This is a genomic window from Loktanella atrilutea, assembly GCF_900128995.1.
GTDB lineage: Bacteria > Pseudomonadota > Alphaproteobacteria > Rhodobacterales > Rhodobacteraceae > Loktanella > Loktanella atrilutea.
Map to the genome: position 1 here is coordinate 485,353 of NZ_FQUE01000001.1, position 25,020 is coordinate 510,372.

Consider the following 25,020-nt stretch of genomic DNA (forward strand, 5'->3'; position numbering starts at 1 on the left):
TCCCCGTCGGCGGGGGGACATGCCACCATAATAAAAATCCGGGGCGGACAGTACGTGAGACCACAGGCACATAAGAACACCCTCATTGCGCTTTGCGCGGTGGCGGCACTGGGCGGCTGTTCAGCCGGCCCGGACGGCGTGACGCGTTCGCCGTTTTCCGCACTGGGGTTCGGCAAACCCGCCCCCGTGGCCGACACGAACGCCCCGGCGCTCGACACCACCACCCCCGACGGCACGGAATCAGAGGTCATCGCGACCCTGCTGACCCGCCGCTCGATCTTGCCGCAAGGCCCCTATACCCAGGTGTCCGACGCCGTGCTGGCCGCCAACGCCCGCGCGGCAGAGGCCGATCTGCGCGCCGCCACCCTGCGGGCAGAGGCCCGGTCCAAGAACTGGCTTCCCACGCTCGGGCCGCAGGTCTCCCTGACCTCGCTCGGCACCATCGTCACATCGCTGGTCGTGGAACAGGTCGTCTTCGACAACGGCCGCAAGAAGGCCGAACGCGCCTACGCCAAGGCCGATGTCGAGGTCGCCGCCGTGGCCCTCGCCCAGGACACCAACACCCGCGTCGCCGACGCGCTGACGCTCTACCTGACCGCGCAAAAGGCAGAGGCCCGCGCGAAGGTCAACGCCGACGCCATGGCCGACATGGAACACTTCGCCTGGATCATGGACGAACGGGTCAAGGGCGGCGTGTCCAACAGCGTCGACCGCATGGTCGTGCAGCAGAAGCTGAACCAGATGCAGTCCGACATGGCCTCTGACCAAGAGGCGGCGGCCGCCGCCCGCGCCGAACTCGCCGCGATGTCGGCCACGCCGCTCGACGGCGTCAGCGGCATCTCGCCGCTGCCCACCGATCTCACCGCCACACCGCTCGCCGTCGTCAAGGCAGAGGCGGAAGCCACCCGCACCGTGGCCGAAGCCCGCGCCGCCCGCGCCGGCTTCCTGCCCGGCCTGACCGCCGTGGGCAACGTCAACAAGAACGGCGCCGACGCCGGGCTTACCGTGCAGGCGGATCAGGGCATCGGCCTTGGCACCGGGGCGGCGCTGGCCGCCGCCGACCAGCAGGCCGCCGCCGCCGACGCCCGTGTGGCCCAGACGCGAGAGGACGCCGAACGCAGCTTGCGCGCCCTGCAGGGCGAACTCGCCTCGCTTCGGCGCCAGCAGGCCCAGACCGCCGCGCTGGCCGAGGGCGCCGAGGAAAACTACCGCAATTTCGCGGCCCAGCAGAAGGCGGGCCAGCGCAGCGTGAACGATGTCGTCGGCGTCTTCGAATCCGCCGTCGACCTGCGCCGCGCCGCCGCCGCCCTGCCGTTCGAGGTCGCGCGTGTCGAACTGAAGATTGCCGCCCTCAAGGGCGTTCTCGTGGATGGAGACAGGATATGACCGGACCCGTGCTGGCCTTCGACGTGACCGCGACCCGCGGCGGCAGGCTGACCCGCATCGGCGGCACCCCGTCGCCAGCCGCAGCCCCTGACACCCCGCCGCAGCCCGTCGCCGCCGCACCGGCCCCCGTCGCCGCGCCCCGCGACAGCGCCGCGGCGCAGGCCCGCGCGGCGGTCATCGCGACCTACGCCGGCATCCTCGGCATCGATCTCAAGCCGACCGACATCCTCGACCGCCAGACCGACGACACCTCCGCCGGCCTCCCGGCCGAGACGCTGATCGCCGCCCTCGAATCCGCGGGCCTGCGCGCCGGCGCCCGCACGGCCCTGCCGCCCAAGCCCGCCGACTGGCCCGCCGTCGCGCGCCTGACATCCGACAAGCTGGTGCTGGTCCTGTCCCAGTCCCGCGACACCGTGACGATCCACGACCCCGACGCCGCCGACAACCGCGATGAGGTGCCGCTGGCCGACTTCGTCGAGCATTTCACCGGTCGCATCATTCGCGCGGAAGTCCCCGCCGCCGAGCTGAACCGCCGCCACGCGATCCAGTCCAAACCCGGCCACTGGTTCTGGTCCGAATTCTCCAGCTTCCGCCGGGTGATCGGAGAGGTCGCCTTGGGCTCGCTCGTCGCCAACCTGCTGGCCGTCGCCGTGGCGCTCTTCTCGCTGCAGGTCTACGACCGCGTGATCCCGCACCAGTCCATCGCGACCCTCTGGGTGCTGACCATCGGCGCCGGCGTCGCCATGCTGATGGAGGCGTGCCTGCGCATCGCCCGCGCCCGGCTGATGGACGGCGCCGGCCGCCGGATCGAGCTGCGGCTGCAGGACATGCTGATGAACAAGCTCTTGGGCATGCGCGGCGGCCTGCCGGGGCACGCGCCCTCCACCACCTTCTCGGCGTTCCGCGAGTTTTCCGCGGTGCGGGAATTCTTCACCGCCTCCACCATCGGTTCTCTCACCGACATTCCCTTCATCTTCCTCTTCCTCGCCCTCGTCTGGTCCATCGGCGGCCCCGTCGTCTGGGTGCTGGTCGCGGGCGGCGTCCTCATGGTGCTGCCGTCGCTGCTGGCGCAGAAGAAGATGATGAAGCTCACCCTCGCCACGCAGGGCGCCTCCACCCGCTCCTCTCGCCTGCTGCAAGAGGCGGTCTTCGAGGCCGACACCATCAAATCGCAGCGGGCCGAGGACCGCTTCGCCCGGATCTGGGCCGAACTCACCGGCCTTTCCGCCATCTCGACCTCGGAACAGCGGCGCCTGACCACGACGCTGACCTACTGGGCGCAGGGCGTGCAGCAGGCGACCTATGTCGCAGCCGTCGTCATGGGCACCTTCCTCGTCTTCGCGGGCGAATTCACCGTGGGCACGATCATCGCCGTCGGCATCCTGACCTCGCGCACCCTCGGCCCGCTGAACGGCCTCGCCGGCCTCATCGCCCGCTGGGCCAACACCCGCGCCGCCCTCGACGCGCTGGACAAGATCGTGCAGTCCCCGCAGGACCACGACGCGGACCGCACGTATTTGCGCCGGGAAAAAATCACCGGCCGCTTCGACCTGCGCGAGATGTCCTACACCTACGACGACGAAGGCGCCCGCGCCCTCGACATCCCCAACCTGACGATCCAGCCGGGGCAGCGCGTCGCCGTTCTGGGGGCCAACGGGTCCGGCAAATCGACCCTGCTCAAGATCCTCTCGGGCCTCAACCAGCCCACCACCGGCCGCGTCCTGATCGACGGCGTCGACATGGGGCAGGTGCTGGCCCGCGACCTGCGCCGCGGCGTCGGCTATCTGGGGCAAGAGGTGAAGCTCTTCGCCGGGACCCTGCGCGACAACCTGAACCTGACCCAGCTGGAACGCGACGACGACCGCATGCTGGCAGCCCTCGACTTCGGTGGCCTCGGCCAGTTCGTCCGCAACCACCCCAAGGGGCTCGACCTTGCGATCCGTGACGGCGGGGCAGGGCTGTCTGTCGGGCAGCGCCAGTCGATCGGCTGGGCGCGGCTCTGGCTGCAGGACCCCTCCGTCTGCCTGCTGGACGAACCCACCGCCGCCCTCGACCAGACGCTTGAAAAGGCCCTCGTCTCGCGGCTGACCGACTGGCTGCAAGGGCGCACCGCCGTTATCGCCACGCACCGCATGGCGCTGCTGCAACTGACCGACCGCACGCTGGTCCTGCACAACGGCCGCATGGCCATCGACGGCCCCCGCGACGACGTCATCGCCCACATGAACAAGGAGGCGTCCTGATGGCCCTTGCCGATCACGAATTCGAAGGCCAGATGCGCCGCCCCTCGCTGATCATCTGGCTGGTCGGCGCCACGGTGCTGCTCTTCATCCTCTGGGCCCGCTTCGCCTGGGTGGACGAGATCGTGCGCGCCCCCGGCGAGGTCGCCAGCGTCTCGCGCCCGCAGATCATCCAGAACTTCGAAGGCGGCATCCTCGGCGAACTCCTCGTCGGCGAAGGCGATACCGTCGAGGAAGGGCAGGTCCTCGCCCGGCTGCAGGGCACGCAGTTCATGGCGCAGGTCGGCGATCTTTCCGAACAGATCGCCGCCGGCGACATCCGCCGCCTGCGGCTCGAGGCCGAGATGGCCGGCCTCTTCGATTTCGAGGTCCCCTCCGACATCGCCGACGCCGCCCCCGACATGGTCGCCTCCGAACGTCAGCTGCTGGCCGCGCGGCAGGCCGACTACGCCTCCAAGGTGGACGGAGCCCAGCGCATCATGACCGAATCGAAGCGCGAACTCGACGACATGGAGGACATGCTCGCGCGCGAAATCGTGTCCCTGTCCGAGACGACCCGCGCCCGCAAGGCCTTTGCCGACGCCGAGATCAAGTACAACGAGATCGTCACCGGCGCCGACCTCGCCCGCGCCAACGAATATTCCGAGGTGCTGGCCGACATCGCCAAGCTGAACCAGCAGCTCGCCTATGCCACAGACCAGCTCGACCGGACCGTGATCCGCGCGCCGATGCGCGGCGTGGTCAACAACCTCGGCGTCACCACCATCGGCGGCACCATTCGCCCGGGCGAAGAGATCTTCCAGATCATCCCCCTCGACGACGCGCTCTATGTCGAGGCGCGGGTCAAGCCGCAGGACATCGCCAACGTGACCACCGGCCAGACCGCGACGATCAAGCTCTCGGCCTACGATTACACGATCTACGGCAGCCTGACCGGGGTGGTGCAGAACGTCTCTGCCGACACCTTCAAGGACGACCGCCGCCCCGACGGCGACCCGCACTACCGCGTCAGCGTCCGCGTCGACGACACCGACCTCGGCGCGCGGCAGCAGAAGATCGAGATGCGCCCCGGCCTGCAGGCCAACGTGGAACTTCACACCGGTGAAAAGACGATCCTGCACTACCTGACCAAGCCGCTTTACCGCAGCCAGGAAGCCCTGCACGAGAAGTAGGGGGCGCCCCCCTTCGCCACGGCGCCCCGCATCGCCGCAGGCTGCCCGAAAAACGGGCGACCTTCGCCACACCGCGCGATAGCGCCCCGCGCACGCGCATTCACCCTTGCCGCAGCCTTCGTTCGGACCTAACCAGCCCCTGTCACAAGACGCCAGTGCAGGAGAGTCCGGGTCCGCCCGGCGCCGAAGGAGCAACCCCCCGGAAACTCTCAGGCAAAAGGACTGCACGCCGGCGGACGATCTGGAAAGCGGCACCGCGTCATGCGGGGTCCACCGAAGGGGAAAACGGGGCGGCCACCCTGTAAACTCTCAGGTCCAATGACAGAGGGGGTCGCGGTGCGGATGGTCCGTATCCGGGACGATCTGCTGCAAGGAACTTGGACTGATGAAGAAAATTGCCGTCATCGGCGCCGGTGTCACCGGCGTGACGACCGCCTACGCCCTGCTGAACCGGGGCTACGACGTGACCGTGTTCGACCAGAACCGCTATGCGGCGATGGATACCTCCTTTGCCAACGGCGGCCAGCTTTCCGCCTCCAACGCAGAGGTCTGGAACCAGTGGTCCACGGTCATCAAGGGGCTCAAATACATGACCCAGCGCAGCGCCCCGCTGCTGGTGAACCCCAAGCCCAGCTGGCACAAGTACAGCTGGATGGCGGAATTCGTCGCCAACATTCCGCACTACCGCAAGAACACCGTCGAAACCGTCCGCCTCGCCATCGCCGCCCGCGAACACCTGCACGCCACCGCGGCAAAGGAAGGCTTCGCCTTCGACATCGAGGAACGCGGCATCCTGCACGTCTACAAGACGAAATCCGACTACGACCACGCGATGAAGGTCAACGCCCTGCTGGCCGAAGGCGGTCTGGAACGCCGCCCCGTCGCGCCGGAGGAGATCAGGACCATCGAACCCGCCGTCCACGGCAATTTCTACGGCGGCTTCTTCACGCCGTCGGACGCCACCGGCGACATCCACCTCTACAGCCGCGGCCTGTCAGAGGCCTGCCGCAAGAAGGGCGTGACCTTCCACTACAGCTCCGACGTGACCAAAATCGCCGCCCGCGACGGCGGTCACGTCATCCACTGGAAGGACAACAAGGGCGCGAAGTTCGACGAACCCTTCGACGCCCTCGTCGTCTGCGCCGGTGTCTCCAGCCGCAAGTTCGGCAAGATGCTGGGCGACCGGGTGAACATCTATCCGGTCAAGGGCTACTCGATCACTGTCAAGCTGGACGACGACGCCAGCCGGGACGCCGCCCCCTGGGTCAGCCTGCTGGACGACAAGGCCAAGGTCGTGACCTCGCGCCTCGGTCGCGACCGGTTGCGCATCGCGGGCACGGCGGAATTCAACGGCTACAACTGGGACATCCGCGACGACCGCGTCCGCCCGCTGGTGCGGTGGGTCGAGGACTATTTCCCCGACGTCGTCACCGAACACGCCGTGCCTTGGGCCGGCCTGCGCCCGATGATGCCCAACATGCTGCCCAAGGTCGGCCCCGGCAAGCGTGCGGGCGTCTTCTACAACACCGGCCACGGCCACCTCGGCTGGACCCTCTCTGCAGCCACCGCGGAAATCATCGGCGACCGGATCAGGGACGACATCCCGGCCTGAGGCCACCGGGCCTGCCGTCCGCACGGCGGGCCCGCTTTCTTGACACGCCGCGGCGCCCGGCTCCAGATGCGCCCCAGACCCCAAGGACAGGAACCCCCATGCGCACCGAATTCGACACCGAACTGGAAGAGCGTCTCGTCCGCTACGCCCGCATCGACAGCCAGAGCGACGCGCACAGCCCCTCCGTCCCCAGCACCCGGATCCAGCTCGACATGTCGCGCCTGCTGATCGAGGAGCTGGAGGCGATGGGCGCGCAGGACGTGACCCTCAGTCAGGACAGCGTCGTGCTGGCGACCCTGCCGGCCACTCCGGGCGTCGATGCGCCCGTCATGGGCTGGCTCGCCCATGTGGACACCGCGCCGCAATACAACGCGACCGGCGTGAAACCCGTTGTCCACCGCGGCTACAACGGCGGCGACATCAGCTTTGCCGATGCCCCCGACCTGCGCCTGTCCCCCGACGACTTCCCCTATCTGGCGCAAAAGGTGGGCGAGGACATCGTCACCGCCAGCGGCACCACGCTGCTGGGGGCCGACGACAAGGCCGGCGTCGCCGTCCTGATGACCGCCGCCCGGCACCTGCTGAACAACCCCGACATCCCGCACGGCACCATCCGCCTCGCCTTTGTCCCGGACGAGGAGATCGGCCGCGGCGTTACCCCGCAGCTGCCCGCCGACCTCGGCGCCGATTTCGCCTATACCTTCGATGGCTCCTCGCCGGGCGAGGTGCAGTACGAAAGCTTCTCCGCCGACGCGGGCGTGGTGCGGATCACCGGCGTCTCGATCCACCCCGGCACGGCCAAGGACGAACTGGTCAACGCCCTGCACCTCGGCGCCAAGATCCTGATGACGCTGCCCCACGTCACCATGACCCCCGAAACCACCGAAGGGCGCGATGGCTTCATCCACGCCGTGTCGATGACCGGCAGCGCGGCAGAGGTCGAGATGCACTTCATCCTGCGCGACTTCGAGATGGCGGGGCTGGAGTCCAAGGGCACCCTGCTGCGCCAGGTCTGCGAGACGGTGGCCGCGACCGAACCCCGCGCCCGCATCACCTGCGAGATCAGCCACCAGTATCGCAACATGCGCTACTGGCTGGAAAAGGACATGACGCCGGTGGACGTCGCCCTCGACGCCCTGCGCGCCGCGGGAATGGAACCCCTGACCGGCGCGATCCGCGGCGGCACCGACGGGTCGCGCCTGACCGAGTTCGGCACGCCGTGCCCCAACATCTTCTGCGGCATGCAGAACGTCCACGGTCCGCTGGAATGGGTGTCGGTGCAGGACATGGCAAAGGCCGCCAAGGTGGCCCTGAACCTCGCCACCGGCGTTGCGCGACTGGACCCGACACCGCGCTGACCGCGACATTTCGGCCTGCCGCCCCTCCGGGCCGCGGCAGTCCGGCAGGACACGCTTCCACGTGGCCAAGGGCCTGTCGGAAAACGCCTTCCGGCGTCGCGCGCGTGCCAAAAGGCGGCACCGATCCGCCGCGCCGTCTTCATGGCCTTAAGTCTTTGTTCACAAAGATGAATAAAGACCCCTCGTTTTACATAATATGTATCGCATGCGAAACATTTGCTTTTTGAAATGTATCTTCCTCAGACCTGCCCCCCGGCAATCTGGATCGACTGCCCGTTGACGCTCCGCGCCGCGTCCGAACACAGCCACATCGCCGCCGCCGTCGTCTCGTCCACCTGCAGCAACCGCTTGTGCCGGTTGCCCTTTGCGATGATCGCCTCCGCCGCGTCGCGGTCCACGTCGAACCGGCGCATCAGCCCCGGCAGCTGGTTGTGGACGATGTCCGTGTCGACATAACCGGGACACAGCGCGTTGAAGGTGACGGGGCGCTTGAACATGAACTCCTCGCTCAGCCCGTGGATCAGCCCGATGACGCCGTGTTTCGACGCCGTATAGGGAATCGCGTTCTTCAGCCCCCGCACCCCGGCGATGGAGCTGACGACGATGTAGCGCCCCGGAACGTCCTCCGGCAGGCTCTGCAGGGCGGCCTGAAAGGTCAGGAACACGCCGTCGAGGTTGGTCGTCATCGTCTGCCGCCAGTCCCGCAGCGACAGCTTCAGGAACGGCCCCCCCTCGGCGATGCCGGCGTTCGCCACGCAGATCGCGACCGGCCCCCTTTCGGCAACGGCTGCCGCGATCCCGTCGCGCACCGACGCCGCGTCGGTCACGTCCATGACCAGCGGGTGCAGGCGCTTCGATCCGCGTCCAGCCTCCTCCAGCACCTCCGCCCGGCGGCCGGTGATCGTGACCTCCGCACCCGCATCCGCCAGCGCCTCTGCGATCGCGCGGCCGATGCCGCTGCCGCCCCCGGTGACGAGGGCGTGCTTGCCGATATGTTCCATGTGATCCTCCGCTTGCCATGGCCGATGCTAGCGAGGGGCATGGCAGGTGCAAGCGGAAGTCATACCAATGATTGGACCGCCGCGAGGACAGGCTGGCCCGAAAGGGCCTTGCAACCCCGGTCGCGTGAAATAATGTTGCGTGAATGCGGACCGGCAGGTCCAGGGCTGACACCAGGGGGACACGGCGTGAAAATCGGCGCACCGAAGGAAACGTATCAGGGCGAGGCGCGTGTCGCGATGACACCGGCCTCGGCTAAGGATCTGCAGAAGCTGGGCCACGATTGCCTGATCGAAACGAACGCCGGCATGGCGGCAGGCTTCACCGACGACGCCTACCGCGAGGCGGGCGTCACCGTCGTCGACGATGCGCAGACCCTGTTCGCCGGGGCCGACATCGTGGCCAAGGTCAGGCCCCCCTCGGACGACGAGGTGAAGCTGCTGCGCGAGGGGCAGACGCTGATCTCGTTCTTCTACCCCGGCCAGAACGAGGCGCTGATGAACGCCGCCAACGCGCAGGGCGCCACGGTGATCGCGATGGATATGGTGCCGCGCATCTCGCGCGCCCAGAAGATGGACGCCCTGTCGTCCATGGCCAACATCGCAGGCTACCGCGCGGTGATCGAGGCGGGTGCGAACTTCGGCCGCTTCTTCACCGGTCAGGTCACCGCCGCCGGCAAGGTGCCGCCCGCAAAGGTGCTGGTCGTCGGCGCCGGCGTGGCGGGCCTTGCCGCCATCGGCACGGCGACCTCGCTGGGGGCGATCACCTATGCCTTCGACGTGCGCCCGGAAGTGGCGGAGCAGGTGGAATCGATGGGGGCGGAATTCGTCTTCCTCGATTTCGAGGGCGAACAGACCGACGGCTCCTCCACCGGTGGCTACGCCTCGGTGTCCTCGCCTGAATTCACCGCAGCGCAGCTCAAGAAGTTCCGCGAGATCGCGCCGGACATGGACATCGTCATCACGACGGCCCTGATCCCCGGCCGCGACGCACCCGAGCTCTGGACCGAGGACATGGTGAAATCCATGAAGCCCGGGTCGGTGATCGTCGACCTTGCGGCAGAGCGCGGCGGCAACTGCAAGCTGACCGTGAAGGACGAGAAGATCGTCACCGACAACGGCGTGACCATCGTGGGCTACACCGATTTCCCGTCCCGCATGGCGACGCAGGCGTCATTGCTGTATGCCACCAATATCCGCCACATGATGACCGACCTGACGCCGGCCAAGGATGGCGTGGTCAATCACAATATGGACGACGACGTCATCCGGGGTGCCACGGCGACCCACGGCGGAGAAGTGACCTTCCCTCCGCCCAAGCCCAAGGTCGCGGCCATCGCGGCGGCCCCCAAGAAGGAAAAGCCGAAGGAACTGACGCCGGAGCAGAGGCGCAGCACCGAAATCGCGGCCTTCAGGAAGGAGACGCAGACGCAGGTCGGCCTGATCGCCGTGGGCGCGGTCATCCTGCTGGCGATCGGCCTCGTGGCACCCGCCAGCTTCATGCAGCATTTCATCGTCTTCGTGCTGTCGGTCTTCATCGGCTTTCAGGTAATCTGGGGCGTGGCGCACAGTCTGCACACGCCATTGATGGCGGTGACCAATGCGATCAGCTCGATCATCATCCTCGGTGCGCTGGTGCAGATCGGGTCGGGGTCGTTCCTCGTCATCCTGCTCGCGGCGCTGGCGGTGTTCATGACCGGCATCAACATCTTTGGCGGCTTCCTCGTCACGCGGCGCATGCTTGCCATGTTCCAGAAGTCCTGAAGGGATAGAGAAAAATGGAATACGGTTTCACAACAGCGGCCTACGTCGTCGCGGCAGTTCTCTTCATCCTCTCGCTCGGCGGTTTGTCGGGGCAGGAGAGCGCCAAGCGCGCGGTCTGGTACGGTATCGCGGGGATGGCACTCGCCGTGCTTGCGACACTCATGGGGCCGGGGTCCGGCCTGTGGCTGCTCTCGCTCATCCTGATCGCGGGCGGCGGGGTCATCGGCTATCAACTGGCGACCAAGGTGCAGATGACGCAGATGCCCGAACTGGTCGCGGCGATGCACTCGCTCGTCGGCCTCGCCGCGGTCTTCGTCGGCTACATCGCGCATATCGAGCTGAACCGCGTGCTGGGCATGATGCCGACGGAGCGTGCGGCGCTGGAGGGCTTCGCCGCCCTGCTGGCGCACAAGACGCCGGTCGAGATCAACATCCTGCGGGTCGAGCTTTTCCTTGGCGTCTTCATCGGGGCCGTGACCTTTACCGGGTCGGTGATCGCCTACGGCAAGCTGGCGGGCCGCGTCGATTCGGCGGCGAAGAAGCTGCCGGGGGGTCACATGCTGAACGCGGGCGCCGCGGCGCTGTCGCTGCTGTGCCTCATCTGGTATTTCAACAGCGGCAGCTTCTTTCCGCTGTTCCTGATGACGCTGGCGGCGCTGTTCATCGGCTATCACCTGATCACCGGGATCGGAGGGGCGGACATGCCCGTCGTGGTGTCGATGCTGAACAGCTACTCCGGCTGGGCCGCGGCGGCGATCGGCTTCTCGCTTGGCAACGATCTTCTGATCGTGGTGGGCGCGCTGGTGGGCTCCTCCGGTGCGATCCTGAGCTACATCATGTGCAAGGCGATGAACCGCAGCTTCGTCAGCGTGATCCTCGGCGGTTTCGGTGGAACCTCCGGCCCCGCAATGGCGGTCGAGGGTGAACAGATCGCCATTGATGCGGACGGTGTCGCAACCGCGCTGAACGAGGCGGATTCGGTCATCATCATCCCCGGCTACGGCATGGCGGTGGCGCAGGCCCAGCAGGCGGTCAGCCAGCTGGTGACCAAGCTGCGGGCCAAGGGCAAGACCGTGCGTTTCGCGATCCACCCGGTCGCGGGGCGCCTGCCGGGCCACATGAACGTGCTGCTGGCCGAGGCGCGTGTGCCCTACGACATCGTGATGGAGATGGACGAGATCAACGAGGATTTCCCGGATACGGACGTCGCCATCGTGATCGGGTCGAACGACATCGTGAACCCGGCCGCGCAGGACGATCCCAACAGCCCTATCGCCGGCATGCCGGTGCTGGAGGTCTGGAAGGCCAAGCAGGTCTTCGTCAGCAAGCGCGGGCAGGGGACCGGCTATAGCGGGATCGAGAACCCGCTGTTCTACAAGGACAATACGCGAATGTTCTACGGCGACGCCAAGAAATCGCTGGAGGAGCTTTTGCCGAAGATCGAGTGATCTGCGGCAGGATTGCCACGCCGGATCGAAAACGCAATGTTTCGATCCGGCCCTATGCGTTTCGCGGCGGACGGTTGGTAGAACCGGGGCACACAACTTTTAAGGAAATTTTAAATGTTTCGATTCGTGCTTCCCGCCATGGGATCGCTTCTGCTTCTGAGCGCCTGCGGTGGCGGCGGCAGCGACGGTCGTCTGCCGACCGACCTGCTGAATGATCGGGTGCTGTCGGGGGCGGCGCTGGCGACCCGTGTCGACGATCTGGGCGGCACCGCCTTCAAGGAAATGCCGACGACCGGGGCCGGCAGCTTTCGCGGCGTCGCGGAACTGACGGTGGACCGCACGTCCAAGATTCATCCCAAGGGGCTGAACATGATCGGCGACGCCACCATGACCGCCGACTTCGGCGCGGGCCGCGTGACCGGCACCGTCGACAATTTTCAGGGGGTGGAAGTCGGCGCAAACAAACCCGTGGTGGCCTATGCCGTCGACGGAAAGGTCGCCGTCGGTGGCAAGGCATCGGAAATCGGTGCCGCGGGTCCGAACCGGTTTACCACGGACTATGCCGGCACGCTGGCCATCAAGGGCACCGGCGACGTCAATGTCGCGGGCGGGCTGGATGGACAGTTCGTCGGAACGCGCGCTACCGCCGTCGGCACGCCGCGCGTCGTGAAGGGGCTGACCGCCGTTGATGGCGATCTCGTCGCAACACAAGGGGCTCGCCGGAACGGCGGCAGTCTCGCGATCTACGCCGAACAGAAGTGACGCGGGGCTGAGCCGTTTCGCGCTGTACCGCCGTTCCACCGCCGATTTTTCCAGAAAAATCGGAGTCTCCAAATTTTCTAGAAAATTTGGGGGGCGCCCGCTGCGCGCGCGGCGGCTAGCGATCTAGCCGTCGCGCCATTCACCCGGCGCGAGGTCGTCCAGCGACCAGTCCCCGATCCGCCAGCGCACGAGGCGCAGGGTGGGGTGGCCGACGTGGGCGGTCATGCGGCGGACCTGACGGTTGCGGCCTTCGGTGATCGTCAGTTCCAGCCAAGTGTCGGGGACGGTCTTGCGGAACCGCACGGGGGGCACGCGGGGCCAGAGGGCGGGGGTGTCGATGCGTCGCACCTGTGCCGGGCGGGTCGGGCCGTCCTTCAGCGTGACGCCCCTGGCGAGGGCGGATAGGGCGGTGGCGTCGGGGTCGCCCTCGACCTGGACGAGATAGGTCTTGGGCGCCTTGAAGGCGGGGTTGCTGATGCGGGCCTGCAGGGCGCCGTCGTCGGTCAGCAAGAGCAGCCCCTCGCTGTCGCGGTCGAGGCGGCCCGCTGGGTAAACCCTTGGCACGTCGATAAAATCCGACAGGGTGGCGCGGGGTGTCGGGCTGCGCGCATCGGTGAATTGCGACAGCACGTCGAAGGGTTTGTTGAACAGGATCAGGCGCGGCATGAGCGCGGTTTAGCCCGTGCCGGGGCAGGGTGCAAAATATTTGCCGCGATCCGGATTATCCTCTTGATCGGCCCCCGCGATTGCATCAAATGCCCCCCATAGACGCCAACGCACGCGCCTCTGGCCTGCACCTTGCATTGTTATGCAGCGACGGTAACGTCTCCCTTGGAACTGAGCGGTCTCGAGGCGGGTTGTCCCCCTTCAATGGCCGGGTCTACTGGAGATGACCATGATTGCATCAACTGCTGGCGCGCAAGCGCCTGTTCGTGTCGCCACCCCCAAGCTGGACGCCTACGTCGCGGGACGGGAGTTCGACAAGCCCACCCTCGTGATCGACTGCGACCGGGTCGAGGAACAGTACACCGCGCTGAAGGCCGGACTGGGTCACGCGGACATCCACTATGCCGTGAAGGCGAACCCGGCGAAGCCGGTGCTGGAGCGTCTGGTGCAGCTCGGCTCTCACTTCGATGCCGCCAGCCGTGGCGAGATCGAGATGTGCATCGCCGCAGGCGCCCATCCGGACACGATTTCCTATGGCAACACGATCAAGCGCGCCGCTGACGTGGCCTGGGCGCATGGGGCGGGGATCACGCTCTTTGCCGCCGACGCCGAGGAGGAGTTGGACAAGATCGCCGAACACGCGCCCGGTGCCAACGTCTACATCCGCCTGATCGTCGAAACCTCGGAGGCCGACTGGCCGCTGACGCGCAAGTTCGGCTGCGACGCGGGGCTTGCGCTGGTGCTGCTGGACTATGCCAAGGAGGTCGGGCTGGTGCCGGTCGGATTCTCGTTCCACGTCGGATCGCAGACCCGCCGGGCCGAGATGTGGGCGCCGACGCTGGACCAGATGGCCGAGATCTGGAAAGCCGCGAAGGATGCGGGCCACGACCTGACCCTGTTGAACATCGGCGGCGGATTTCCGGCCTTCTACGGCGAGGCGATCGACACGCCGACGGTCTATGCGTCCCGCGTGATCGCGCTGGTGGAAGAGAAGTTCGGCCACATCCCCCGCATCATGGCGGAGCCGGGCCGCGGCATGGTGGCCGAGGCGGGCGTGATCGCCTGCGAGGTCATGCTGGTCAGCCGCAAGTCGGACCGGGACGTGCACCGCTGGGTCTATCTGTCGATCGGCCGCTTTTCCGGCCTGGCCGAGACGGAGGGCGAGGCGATCCGCTATCAGTTCGAGACCGACCGCGACGGCGACGCCACCGGGCCCTGCATCATGGCCGGACCGTCCTGCGACAGTGCGGACGTGCTTTACGAAAAGCGCCCGATGAACCTGCCGCTGACGCTGAAGGCGGGCGACCGGGTGCTGATCCGCAACACCGGGGCCTATACCTCGACCTATTCCTCGGTCTGCTTCAACGGCTTTCCGCCGCTGGATGTGGTTGTGATCTAAGGCTTTTTCATCTTTCCGGGTCACGACAGGCGGCGCACGGTATACAATCGTGCGCCGCTAAGTGTTTCCAGCCATTGAGTTTTCCTGTTTACCCGGTGGCAAAGCCGGCTAGGGTGACGCGCAGGCAACCCCGGAAGGCCAGCGCCCCATGACCGCGATCGAAGACCACCCCCTGCGCTACGCCATGGCCAACGAGCTGCACGCGCGGCCGTTCCCTTCTGTTCTGGCACCGGCGCGGGCCGCCTATCTTGCGATCAAGCCGGTGCAGAATGCCGCCGGGCGGGACCGGGACGCGGACCGGGCGCATCTGGTGGCGCTGCTCGACCGGTTCGGGGCGCCGCATCCGCAGCCGGGGGCCACGCATTATTCCGGCAAGATCGGCAAGCACCTGCTGAAGTGGGAGAGCCATACGGAGTTCGTGACCTTCACCGTCTTCGGGCCCGGGGTCGCCGACCGGCCGTTCGACGCGGGCACCTTCTCGGTCTTTCCGGACGACTGGCTGCGGGCGGCGCCGGGGGTGCGGATCACCAGCGCGCTGATCCGGATCGAGGCGCTGGACGGCGACGAGGGCATCGCGCGCAAGGTCGACGACTGGTTCGTGCCGGAAAGCCTGGCGATCAGCCGGGTGCTGGACGGGGAACTGGTGATCGCCTCCGACTTCCGGATCGACACCGGCGGTCACATGCGCTTTGCCGTCTTCGCGCGCGAGGCGGCGGGCGAGCGGCGCACCGGGCGCGTGGTGCAGCGCCTGTGCGAGATCGAGACCTACAAGGCGATGTCGATGCTGGGGCTGAGCCGGGCGCGGGGCCTCGGCCGCCAGATGGCGGCGATCGACGACCGGCTGACGACACTGCTGTCGACGATGTGCGGCCCGGTGGGAGAGCCTGCGGCGCTGCTGCAGGACCTGCTGACCGTGTCGTCGGAACTGGAGAACATCGTGGCGCAGTCGGCCTTTCGCTTCGGCGCGACGGGGGCCTACGAGACGATCGTGAACCAGCGCATCGCGGTGCTGCGCGAGGAGCGTTTCGCGGGGCGGCAGACCTTCGGGGAGTTCATGATGCGCCGCTTCGATCCGGCGATGCGGACGGTGAAATCGACGGAAGCCCGCCTGAAGGCGATGAGCGACCGGGCACTGCGGGCGGGCGACCTGCTGCGGACGCGGGTCGACGTGGAGCGGTCGGCCCAGAACCGCGACCTGCTGGCCAGCATGGACAAGCGGTCGGACACGCAACTGCGCCTGCAGCGCACGGTGGAGGGGCTGTCGACGGTGGCGATCAGCTATTACGCGGTGTCGCTGGCGATGTATGTCCTTGGGCCGCTGGAATACCGGTTCGACATCAGCAAGACGACACTGGCCGCGATCGTGACGCCGGTGGTGCTGCTGGGCGTCTGGGCGATGGTCCAGCGCCTGAAGCGGCATCTGGAGTAGCCGATTTTTCCAGAAAAATCGGAGACTCCAAATTTTCTAGAAAATTTGGGTGGGACGGTCGCGTCCTACATGCCGCGGATGCGCGGGTCGAGGGCGTCGCGCAACCCGTCGCCGATGTAGTTCACCGCAAGCACGGTGAGCGAGATCGCGAGGCCGGGCCAGATCACGCGCTCTGGGAAGGCGGTCATGCGCGGCACGCTGTCGGCCAGAATCTTGCCCCAGGTAGGGAAGTCTGGCGGAAACCCGAGACCCAGGAACGACAGCGCGGATTCGGTGATGATCGCGGTTGCGAGGCCGAGAGTGGCCGAGACCATGATCGGCGAGAGCACGTTGGGCAGCAGGTGGCGCGTGATGATGCGGCGCGAGGGCGTGCCGATGGAGCGGGCGGCGAGGACGTATTCCCTTTCCTTCAGGGCCAGCACGTCGCCGCGCACGATGCGGGCGGTGTGCATCCATGACGTGATGCCGATGCCGGTCACGATCAGGATGAAGATGCCCTGTTCGGGGCCGAAGGCGCTGCGCAGCGGATCACGGAACAGCAGCATCATCACCAGCAGCAGCGGCAGCAGCGGCAGGGCGAGGAACAGGTCCGTCAGGCGCATCAGGATCCCGTCGAGGCGGTTGAAGTAGCCGGCGATCACGCCGACGAAGGTGCCGATCAGGATCGCGAGGATCATCGCGGCGGCCCCCACGGCGAGCGAGATCCGTCCACCCTGCATGATCTGGGCCATCAGGTCGCGGCCGAGGTTGTCGGTGCCCATGGGGTGGGCCCAGGACACCTTTTCTGCCCCCCAGAGGGCGTTGACGATCGGTCGCACGTCCTTGTTGCGGATGTCGAGCGCGGCGGGGTCGAGGCCCCAGAGCCAGGGGCCGATGAGCACGAAGAGCGCGATGAAGATCAGGAACAGCAGGGAGGCGACGGCGCCCTTGTGGGTCTTGAACTGGTCCCAGACGTCAAGCCACTGGTTGCGCGCCTTGACGGCCTTCACCGGGGCGGTGGGATCGCCCGCGACAAGAAGGTTGTCGGCGTCGGCGTGGATGTCACGGTCAGTCATAGCGGATCCTCGGGTCGAACACGCCATACAGCACGTCGGCAATCAGGTTGAACATCACGATCAGGATCGCGAAGAGGAAGGTGAGCGTCATCACCATCGGGATGTCGGAGCCCTGCAGGGCGATGATCAGCAGCTGGCCAAGGCCGTTCACCTTGAAGATCTGTTCCGTGATGATGGCGCCGCCGAAGATCGAGGGGATGCCCAGTGCGATCACGGTGATGACCGGGATCATGGAGTTGCGCAGCACGTGCTTCATCACGACGGTGCTTTCGCTCATGCCCTTGGCGCGGGCGGTCCGCACGTAGTCCTGACCGAGGTTGTCGAGCATGGAGGCCCGCATGTAGCGGCTGACCTGCGCGGTGGTCTGCAGCGCGAGCACCATGACGGGCATGACCATCTGCATGATCTGCATCTTGAAGGTGGCCCAGCTGTTCACGACCAGCGTGGTGTCGTAGATCGACGGCAGCCAGCCCAGCGTGACCGAGAAGATCACGATCAGCAGCACGCCCGAGAAGAACGGCGGCACCGAGAAGCCGATCATCGACACGAATGTGCCGGCCTGGTCGAAGACCGAATACTGGCGGTAGGCACTGATGATGCCGATGGGCAGGGCGATGATGACGCCGACGACATAGCTCATCCCCACGACCCAGAGGGTCTGCGGCAGGCGCTGCGCGATGGTGTCGAAGACCGGCGAGCGCGACTGGAAGCTGACGATGCGCTGCGCGCCGCCCGCGAGGTCGGTACCGAAGCTGTTGTCGATCCAGTAGGCCGGTTCGATGATGAAGAACTGCTTGAGCCAGAGGGGGAAGCGGATCCACCAAGGTTCGCCCAACCCCAGGGCGATGCGCATCTTCTCCTTCACCTCTGGCGGGATGGTCAGGGGCATCTGCGCCATCGGGTCGCCGGGGGCGAGTTCGAGCAGCATGAAGATCACGAAGGCGATGAACAAAAGCGTCGGAATCGAGATCAGCAGCCTGCGGAAGGTGTAGGTCAGCATGGGGGGCGCCTTGGTTCAGGACTTCGGGGAGGTGGGGAGGCCGGGATCGTCCGGGCGGCGCGGCGCGCCGCCCGGACGGGGTGTCTTACGACTTCATGCGATACCAGTCGGCCGCATTCCAGAGTTCGGAATCCCAGGTGTTCAGGATCACGCCGCCCAGGGTGTTCGACTTGGCCGAGACCCGGCCACGGTCGACCAGCGGCAGCAGGGACATGCTGTCCTTGGTCAGCATGTCGTTGAGCTGCTTGGCGATGGTGGCGCGCTCTTCCAGTTCCGCGGTCTGGCCCAGCTTGACGATGAGGGCGTCGTATTCCTCGGAGCAGAAGCGGTTGACGTTCTGGCCCTGCCACTGGCTGTCGGGGCCGGGTGCCTTGTCGCAGGTCCGTTCCGCCAGATAGGACGCGGGGTCGGTGCCGTCGAAGTTGTTGGCGTACATCTCGACGTCCGCATAGAACTTCTGGAAGGTGTCGGGCGAACCCGGATCGCCGCCGAAGAAGACGGAGGCATCGACGTTGCGCAGTTCGACGCCGAAGCCGATCTGTTCCCACCAGTCCTTGATCAGGGCCTGGAAGTCCTGACGCACGGCGTTGGTGGAGGTCTGGTAGAGGATGTTCATCTCGACCCCGTCCTTGTCGCGGACGCCGTTGCCGTTGGTGTCGGTCCAGCCGGCCTCGTCCAGCAGGGCCTTGGCACCCTCGATGTCCTGTTCAAGGCAGCCGGTGTTGTCGGAGGCGAAGAGTTCCGGCGCCGGCACGATGTTGCAGGTCGCGCGGCCCGCGTCGCCGTAGCCGACCTCGACCAGCAGGTTCCGGTCGATCGCCATGGAGAGCGCGCGGCGGACCTTTTCGTCGGTCAGGAAGGGGTGCGGATGCGCCCGCGTGGACCGTTCGCCCTCTGGCAGGTTCGGAGAGGGGTCGGTGTGGTTCAGCTCGATCCGTTCGACCAGGGTGCCGAAGGCGATGATCGGGGTGCCGACGCCGCCTTCGGCCATCGCGGCGATGACGTCGGGGGCGAGTTGCAGGTTCCAGGCGTAGTCGTATTCGCCGGTCTGCAGCACGGCACGGCCTGCGGCCTCTGCGTCGCCGCCGCCCTTGAAGGTCACGTTCTGGAACGCGGGCTTGGACGGGTCACGGTAGTTCGGGTTGGCTTCCAGCTGGATCACGTCGTTGGTGCGGAAGTCCGTCACGACGAAGGGGCCGGTGCCGATCGGCTTGAAGTTCGCGTCGGTGCATTCGGGCGCCTTGGCGCCGGTGCAGTCGGCGAACTGGGCGGCCTGGATGATCGGCGACTGGTTGCCCATGAAGGGGCCGTAGGGGTTCGGGGTGGGTTCGGAGAAGTTGACCTTGACGGTCAGGTCGTCGATGACCTCGACGCTTTCCACGCCCTCGAACTTCGCCAGCTGCGCGCAGCCGCCTTCGGGGTTCATGCAGTAGTCGGCGGTGAACTTCACGTCGTTGGCGGTGAAGGGGGTGCCGTCGGACCACTTCAGGCCTTCGGTGATCTTCCAGGTGATCGAGGTCAGGTCCTCGGCCACGCCGCCGTTTTCGACGGTCGGGATTTCATCGACCAGCCATGGCACGGGGGCGCCGGTCTCGTCGTAGCGGCCCAGCGGCTCGATCACGAGGGAGGCGGCTTCGATGTCCTTGGTGCCACCGGAGAGGTAGCTGTTCATGATCGACGGCGCCTGCCAGTAGATGATGCCCACGGACCCGTCGCGGCCGCGTTCGCCGCCCGGGTTCGTGTCCTGGGCCTGCGCCATCTGGCCCATGGCCAGGGTCGCGGCAGCGCCCAAAAGAATTGTCTTCATTTTCATCAGGTTCTTCTCCCTTGCTGATGTATTACGGGTGGCCGGCGGTTGCATCCGCCGTGCCGGTTGACTCGTAAAGGTGACAGGCGACGAAGCGGCCCGGTCGCACCTCTTGGTAGGTCGGTTCGATCTGGCGGCAGACGTCCATCACGGCCGGGCAGCGGGTGCAGAAGTTGCAACCCTTTGGCGGGTTGGCGGGGGACGGCACGTCACCCTGCAGCACCACGCGTTCGCGGGTCTGGGCGAGGGCCGGATCGGGTTCCGGCACGGCCGACAGCAGCGCCTTGGTGTAGGGGTGCAGCGGCTCTTCATACAGCGGGCCGCGCGGGGCGAGTTCGACGACCTTGCCCAGATACATCACCGCGATGCGGGTCGCGATGTGGCGGACCATCGACAGGTCGTGGCTGATGAAGAGGTAGGTCAGGCCGAACTGTTCCTGCAGATCTTCCAGCAGGTTCACGACCTGCGCCTGAATCGACACGTCGAGGGCGGCGATGGGTTCGTCGCAGACGATGAACTTCGGATTGAGCGCCAGCGCCCGCGCGATGCCGATGCGCTGCCGCTGCCCGCCCGAGAAGGCGTGCGGGTAACGCTTGGCGAAGCGGCGGTTGAGGCCGACGGTGTCCATCAGTTCGCCGACCTTCTTTTCCTTTTCGGCGGCGGTCAGCTTGGTGTGTTCGTCCAGCGGTTCGCGAATGATCGCCTCGACCGTCATGCGGGGGTTCAGCGACGCCTGCGGGTCCTGAAAGACCATCTGCATGGCGGGGCGCAGGGGGCGCAGGTCGCCCTGACTCATCTTGCCGATGCGGGCGCCGTCGATGGCGACCTCGCCGCCGGTGATGTCGTAAAGGCGCAGGATCGCCCGGCCACAGGTGGACTTGCCGCAGCCGGATTCGCCGACGAGGCCCAGCGTTTCGCCTTCCATCACGTCGAAGGTGACGCCGTCGACGGCCTTGACCGCGCCGGTCTGGCGGCGGAACAGGCCGGAGTAGATCGGGAAGTGCATCTGCAGGTCGCGGACCTGCACCAGAGGCTTTGACGGCTTGGCGGCGTTATCCAGCATGTTGAGAGCCTTTCGCGACGAAGCAGGCCGCATCGTGGTTGTGGCCAAGGTCGTAGCGCGGCGGATTCTCGCGGCTGCACCGGGGGATCGCCACGTCGCAGCGGTCGCGGAACGGGCAGGCGGTGGGCGCGTCGCCGAGGATCGGCGGCTGGCCCTGAATGACCGTCAGGCGGCGGGCACGCTCGCCGCTGATCTTGGGGATCGTCGTCAGAAGGGCGCGGGTATAGGGGTGCTGCGGGTTACGGAACAGCTCTTTCACCGGGGCGTGTTCGACGATCTGGCCGCCATACATCACCACGACCCGGTCGGCGATGCCCGCGATCACGCCAAGGTCGTGGGTGATCCAGATCACGGCCATGCCGAGCTTGTCGCGCAGGTCCTTCATCAGCTCGATGATCTGCGCCTGAATGGTGACGTCGAGGGCCGTCGTCGGCTCGTCCGCGATCAGCACCTTGGGGTCGCAGGCCAGCGCGATCGCGATCATCACGCGCTGGCGCATGCCGCCGGAAAACTGGTGCGGGTAGTCGTTCAGGCGCTGCGCCGCACCGGGGATGCCCACCAGTTCCAGCAGTTCCTGCGCACGGGCGCGGGCGGCGGATTTGTTCAGGCCCATGTGCTCCTGCAGCGGCTCCATGATCTGGTAGCCGATGGTGAACACGGGGTTGAGCGATGTCATCGGGTCCTGAAAGACGAAGCCGATGCGCCCGCCGCGCACCTTACGCAGCTTGTCGAGGGGAAGCTGCAGCAGATCCTCCCCCTCGAAGGTGACGGTGCCGCCGCGCACGTCGGCGGGGGGCGAGGGCAGCAGGCCCAGCAGCGACATCATGGTGACGGACTTGCCGGAGCCGCTTTCGCCCACGACCCCCAGCAACTCTCCGGCGCCGAGCGCGAAGCTGACATCGTTGACGGCATGGACTTCGCCGCCACGGACGCGGAACACGGTCTTGAGGTGCTGCACGTCCAGCACGGGGGTTGTCCCAGCGGGCAAATCGGCCCCATCGGGCATAAGCGAACCTCCCCGGTTCATTTTTCGGCAGGCCACCTGCAGTGACCGTCTTATTTTTAAGCGGGCGCCTGTCTTTGATGCAGGTCGGCTGAGGCCAGACGGTAACATCGTTTTCGAGGCCCGCAAGAGCAAAGGTTCGTGGGTTGCGGCAGTGCAGCGTCGCGGGACCGGATGCCGCAAAAAGAGGCAGGGCGCGCGGTCCGCATGCGCTTTCTGCCCGCCGGTCGCTTGACCTTTCCCCTTTCGCGCGCAGGGTGGGCGCACCCAGACCCCCTGACCGGAGAGAACCGATGTCCGCCCCGATGACCCCCCGTGCCCTGCTGGAACGGCTCGTCGCCTTTCCCACCGTCAGCCGCGACAGCAACCACGCGCTGATCGACTTCGTGCAGGACTATCTGGAGGGGATCGGGGCCGACTGCGTGCGCGTGCCCAGCCCGGACGGGACGAAGGCGGCGCTTTACGCCCATATCGGGCCCAGGGTCGACGGCGGCGTCGTGCTGTCGGGGCATACGGACGTGGTGCCGGTCGACGGGCAGGACTGGACGACGGACCCCTTCACCGTGGTGGAAAAGGACGGACGGCTTTACGGGCGCGGCTGCTGCGACATGAAGGGGTTCGATGCGCTGGCGCTTTGGGCGATGGCCCATGCGGCAGAGGCGGGGATCAAGCGGCCATTGCAGATCGCGCTGAGCTATGACGAGGAGGTGGGCTGCGTCGGCGCCCCGGTGATGATCGACCACATGGTCAGCCACGGGATGCCCCGCGCCGACACGGTGCTGGTGGGCGAGCCGTCGATGATGCAGGTGGTGACGGGCCACAAGGGCGGCATCGGCTTCAAGGTGCATGTGCGGGGATTCGAGGTCCATTCGTCCAAGATCACCGAGGGCGTCAGCGCCGTGATGCAGGCCGCGCGCCTGATCAACTGGGCCTACGAGGTCAACCAGGAACAGGTGGCGAGGACGCCGAGCGATCTGGCGGCGGTCTTCGATCCGCCCTTCACCTCTGTCCACACCGGCGTGATCGCGGGCGGCACGGCACACAACATCACCGCCAAGGATTGTCATTTCGACCTGTCCTTCCGCGTGGTGCCGGGCGAGGACGTGAACGACTGGGCCGACCGCTTTCTGGCGAAAGTGCGCGAGGTCGAGGCCGAGATGCAGGCCGTGCATCCCGACACCTATATCGACGCGCAGGCCTATTTCGGCCTGCCGGGGCTGAAGCCCGAGGATCAGGGCCGCGCCGAGGAGCTGGCGCGGATGCTGACCGGCGACAACGGCAGCCATGTCGTCAGCTACGGCACCGAGGCCGGGCAGTTTCAGGAGCGCGGCTACTCCGCCGCGGTGGTGGGCCCCGGCGACATCGCACAGGCGCACCAGCCGGACGAGTTCATCGAGATTGCGCAGTTCGAGGCCGGTCAGGACTTCATGCGCAAGCTGGTGGAGCATCTGACGCGATGAGCTTTCCGATCCGGGCCGATCTGGCGGCGACCTTTCGCGATCCCCTGCCTGAGCGGGCCGATGTCGTCGTGATCGGCGGCGGCGTCATCGGGGTGATGACGGCCTGGGAGCTGGCGCGGGACGGCGTGAGTGTCGTGCTGCTGGAAAAGGGCCGCGTCGCGGGCGAACAGTCCAGCCGCAACTGGGGCTGGGTCCGCGCGCAGGGCCGGGACCTTGCCGAGCTGCCGATCATGCTGGAAGCGCAGCGGATGTGGCCCAAGCTGGCGGAGGAGGCGGGCGACGTCGGGCTGCGCACGACCGGCACGCTCTATCTGGCGGAGGACGACGCGCAGATGGCCCGCTACGCCGGCTGGCTCGCAGAGGCGGAGCGGTTTCAGGTCAGCAGCCGGATGCTGGATGCCGCACAGGTGGCGGAGGCGCTGCCGGGGGCGGCGCGGGGCTACAAGGGTGCGCTCTGGACGCCGACGGACATGAAGGCAGAGCCCTGGGTCGCGGTGCCGGCCTTCGCGCGGGCGGCGCAGGCGGCGGGGGCCGTCATCGTCGAGGACTGCGCGGTGCGGATGCTGGACCTGACGGGCGGCCGTGTGACCGGGGTGGTGACAGAACGGGGGCTGATCGGCGCGGATGCGGTGGTGCTGGCAGGCGGGGCGTGGTCCTCGCTGCTGCTGCGCCGCCACGGGGTCGCGATCCCGCAGCTCTCGGTCCGGGCGACGGTGGCGGCGACGGCGCCCATGGGGGACGTGAACCTCGGCGGCGCGGTGGACAAGCGGCTGGCCTGGCGCAAGCGGGCGGACGGCGGCTATTCGCTGGCGCCGGCGGGGTTCCACGAGCTTTTCGTCGGGCCGGACGCCTTTCGCGCCTTCGGCAGCTTCACCAAACTGCTGTGGGAGGATCCGCTGGGCACGCGGCTTCTGCCCATGGCGCCGCGCGGCTATCCCGACGGGTGGGGCACGCCGCGCCGCTGGGCGGGCAATCAGGTCAGCCCGTTCGAGCGCTGCCGCGTGCTGGACCCGGCCCCCAACGCCGCGCGGGTGGCGCGGCTGGCACGGGATTTCGCGGCGACCTTCCCGGGGTTGGGCGAGGTGCGAATCGCGCAAAGCTGGGCCGGGATGATCGACACGCTGCCCGACGTGGTGCCGGTCGTCGATCATGTCGCGGCGCTGCCGGGGCTGACGGTCTGCACGGGGATGTGCGGCCACGGCTTCGGCATCGGCCCCGGCATGGGGCGCGTCGCAGCGCGGCTGGCCACGGGACGCGACCCCGGCCACGACCTGACACGCTTTCGCCTGTCGCGCTTTTCCGACGGATCGCGGCTGGTCGCCGGTCCGAATCTGTAAACCCGGCGATCCCTTGCGGCCCGGACGGGCCGGTGACAGGATCGCGCCCAAAAGGAGACAT

General features: G+C 67.1%; 19 protein-coding genes and 2 riboswitches. Of the genes, 12 read left to right on the plus strand and 7 right to left on the minus strand.

Annotation, left to right across the window (positions count from 1 at the left end; genetic code table 11):
- Positions 1 to 54: 54 nt before the first annotated feature.
- From BUA54_RS02285 to pepT, 5 genes are all read left to right on the plus strand, one after another.
- Positions 55 to 1,386 (plus strand): TolC family protein, encoded by a 1,332-nt coding sequence (locus BUA54_RS02285; RefSeq protein WP_143155324.1) that lies wholly within the window; start codon positions 55 to 57, stop codon positions 1,384 to 1,386.
- A complete protein-coding gene (locus tag BUA54_RS02290) occupies positions 1,383 to 3,629 on the plus strand; it encodes an ATP-binding cassette domain-containing protein (protein ID WP_072855569.1) in 2,247 nt (748 codons plus the stop codon). Before BUA54_RS02285 ends, BUA54_RS02290 begins: the two co-directional genes overlap by 4 nt.
- Complete coding sequence (locus tag BUA54_RS02295) at positions 3,629 to 4,798, plus strand: beta-barrel domain-containing protein (RefSeq protein WP_072855570.1); 1,170 nt, start codon at positions 3,629 to 3,631, stop codon at positions 4,796 to 4,798. Before BUA54_RS02290 ends, BUA54_RS02295 begins: the two co-directional genes overlap by 1 nt.
- 148 nt (positions 4,799 to 4,946) lie before the next feature.
- Positions 4,947 to 5,033: riboswitch (glycine riboswitch) on the plus strand.
- Between the two features lie 5 nt (positions 5,034 to 5,038).
- Positions 5,039 to 5,124: riboswitch (glycine riboswitch) on the plus strand.
- 59 nt (positions 5,125 to 5,183) lie between these two features.
- Entirely contained in the window at positions 5,184 to 6,410 is a 1,227-nt protein-coding gene (locus BUA54_RS02300; protein ID WP_072855571.1) for a D-amino acid dehydrogenase, read from the plus strand.
- Positions 6,411 to 6,508: 98 nt separating this feature from the next.
- Entirely contained in the window at positions 6,509 to 7,768 is a 1,260-nt protein-coding gene (pepT, locus tag BUA54_RS02305) for a peptidase T (protein ID WP_072855572.1), read from the plus strand.
- Between the two features lie 239 nt (positions 7,769 to 8,007).
- On the opposite strand, the gene BUA54_RS02310 is transcribed toward pepT, so the two are convergent.
- Positions 8,008 to 8,769 carry an SDR family NAD(P)-dependent oxidoreductase gene (locus tag BUA54_RS02310; RefSeq protein ID WP_072855573.1) on the minus strand — a complete coding sequence of 254 codons (762 nt, stop codon included), beginning with the start codon at positions 8,767 to 8,769 and terminating at the stop codon, positions 8,008 to 8,010.
- Positions 8,770 to 8,955: 186 nt separating this feature from the next.
- Here BUA54_RS02310 and BUA54_RS02315 point away from each other — a divergent pair, with 186 nt between their 5' ends.
- The 3 genes from BUA54_RS02315 to BUA54_RS02325 all read left to right on the plus strand — a co-directional run bounded on the left by BUA54_RS02315 (position 8,956) and on the right by BUA54_RS02325 (position 12,740).
- Positions 8,956 to 10,530, plus strand: coding sequence for a Re/Si-specific NAD(P)(+) transhydrogenase subunit alpha (locus BUA54_RS02315; protein ID WP_072855574.1), 1,575 nt, complete (start codon positions 8,956 to 8,958; stop codon positions 10,528 to 10,530).
- A 14-nt stretch (positions 10,531 to 10,544) separates the two neighbouring features.
- Positions 10,545 to 11,978 carry an NAD(P)(+) transhydrogenase (Re/Si-specific) subunit beta gene (locus BUA54_RS02320; RefSeq protein WP_072855575.1) on the plus strand — a complete coding sequence of 478 codons (1,434 nt, stop codon included), beginning with the start codon at positions 10,545 to 10,547 and terminating at the stop codon, positions 11,976 to 11,978.
- 114 nt (positions 11,979 to 12,092) lie between these two features.
- On the plus strand, positions 12,093 to 12,740 hold the full coding sequence (locus BUA54_RS02325; protein WP_072855576.1) for a hypothetical protein: 648 nt from the start codon (positions 12,093 to 12,095) through the stop codon (positions 12,738 to 12,740).
- A gap of 123 nt (positions 12,741 to 12,863) precedes the next feature.
- Here BUA54_RS02325 and BUA54_RS02330 read toward each other — a convergent pair whose 3' ends face one another.
- Positions 12,864 to 13,406 (minus strand): pseudouridine synthase, encoded by a 543-nt coding sequence (locus BUA54_RS02330; protein WP_072855577.1) that lies wholly within the window; start codon positions 13,404 to 13,406, stop codon positions 12,864 to 12,866.
- A 229-nt stretch (positions 13,407 to 13,635) separates the two neighbouring features.
- On the opposite strand from BUA54_RS02330, the gene BUA54_RS02335 reads away from it, so the two are divergent.
- Positions 13,636 to 14,805 carry a type III PLP-dependent enzyme gene (locus tag BUA54_RS02335; protein ID WP_143155325.1) on the plus strand — a complete coding sequence of 390 codons (1,170 nt, stop codon included), beginning with the start codon at positions 13,636 to 13,638 and terminating at the stop codon, positions 14,803 to 14,805.
- Between the two features lie 148 nt (positions 14,806 to 14,953).
- Positions 14,954 to 16,234: a DUF3422 family protein gene (locus BUA54_RS02340; RefSeq protein ID WP_072855579.1), complete on the plus strand. Its 1,281-nt coding sequence runs from the start codon at positions 14,954 to 14,956 to the stop codon at positions 16,232 to 16,234.
- 65 nt (positions 16,235 to 16,299) lie between these two features.
- On the opposite strand, the gene BUA54_RS02345 is transcribed toward BUA54_RS02340, so the two are convergent.
- The 5 genes from BUA54_RS02345 to BUA54_RS02365 all read right to left on the minus strand — a co-directional run bounded on the left by BUA54_RS02345 (position 16,300) and on the right by BUA54_RS02365 (position 22,165).
- Positions 16,300 to 17,289 (minus strand): ABC transporter permease, encoded by a 990-nt coding sequence (locus tag BUA54_RS02345; RefSeq protein ID WP_072855580.1) that lies wholly within the window; start codon positions 17,287 to 17,289, stop codon positions 16,300 to 16,302.
- Positions 17,282 to 18,289 carry an ABC transporter permease gene (locus BUA54_RS02350; RefSeq protein ID WP_072855581.1) on the minus strand — a complete coding sequence of 336 codons (1,008 nt, stop codon included), beginning with the start codon at positions 18,287 to 18,289 and terminating at the stop codon, positions 17,282 to 17,284. The genes BUA54_RS02345 and BUA54_RS02350 overlap by 8 nt, the downstream gene beginning before the upstream one ends.
- Positions 18,290 to 18,374: 85 nt before the next feature.
- Positions 18,375 to 20,102 (minus strand): peptide ABC transporter substrate-binding protein, encoded by a 1,728-nt coding sequence (locus BUA54_RS02355; RefSeq protein WP_072855582.1) that lies wholly within the window; start codon positions 20,100 to 20,102, stop codon positions 18,375 to 18,377.
- A 25-nt stretch (positions 20,103 to 20,127) separates the two neighbouring features.
- On the minus strand, positions 20,128 to 21,159 hold the full coding sequence (locus BUA54_RS02360) for an ABC transporter ATP-binding protein (RefSeq protein WP_072855583.1): 1,032 nt from the start codon (positions 21,157 to 21,159) through the stop codon (positions 20,128 to 20,130).
- Positions 21,149 to 22,165 carry an ABC transporter ATP-binding protein gene (locus BUA54_RS02365; protein WP_178352696.1) on the minus strand — a complete coding sequence of 339 codons (1,017 nt, stop codon included), beginning with the start codon at positions 22,163 to 22,165 and terminating at the stop codon, positions 21,149 to 21,151. The genes BUA54_RS02360 and BUA54_RS02365 overlap by 11 nt, the downstream gene beginning before the upstream one ends.
- A gap of 290 nt (positions 22,166 to 22,455) precedes the next feature.
- On the opposite strand from BUA54_RS02365, the gene argE reads away from it, so the two are divergent.
- Positions 22,456 to 23,622 carry an acetylornithine deacetylase gene (argE, locus tag BUA54_RS02370; protein ID WP_072855584.1) on the plus strand — a complete coding sequence of 389 codons (1,167 nt, stop codon included), beginning with the start codon at positions 22,456 to 22,458 and terminating at the stop codon, positions 23,620 to 23,622.
- Entirely contained in the window at positions 23,619 to 24,959 is a 1,341-nt protein-coding gene (locus BUA54_RS02375) for an NAD(P)/FAD-dependent oxidoreductase (RefSeq protein ID WP_072855585.1), read from the plus strand. The genes argE and BUA54_RS02375 overlap by 4 nt, the downstream gene beginning before the upstream one ends.
- The last annotated feature ends 61 nt before the right edge of the window (positions 24,960 to 25,020 follow it).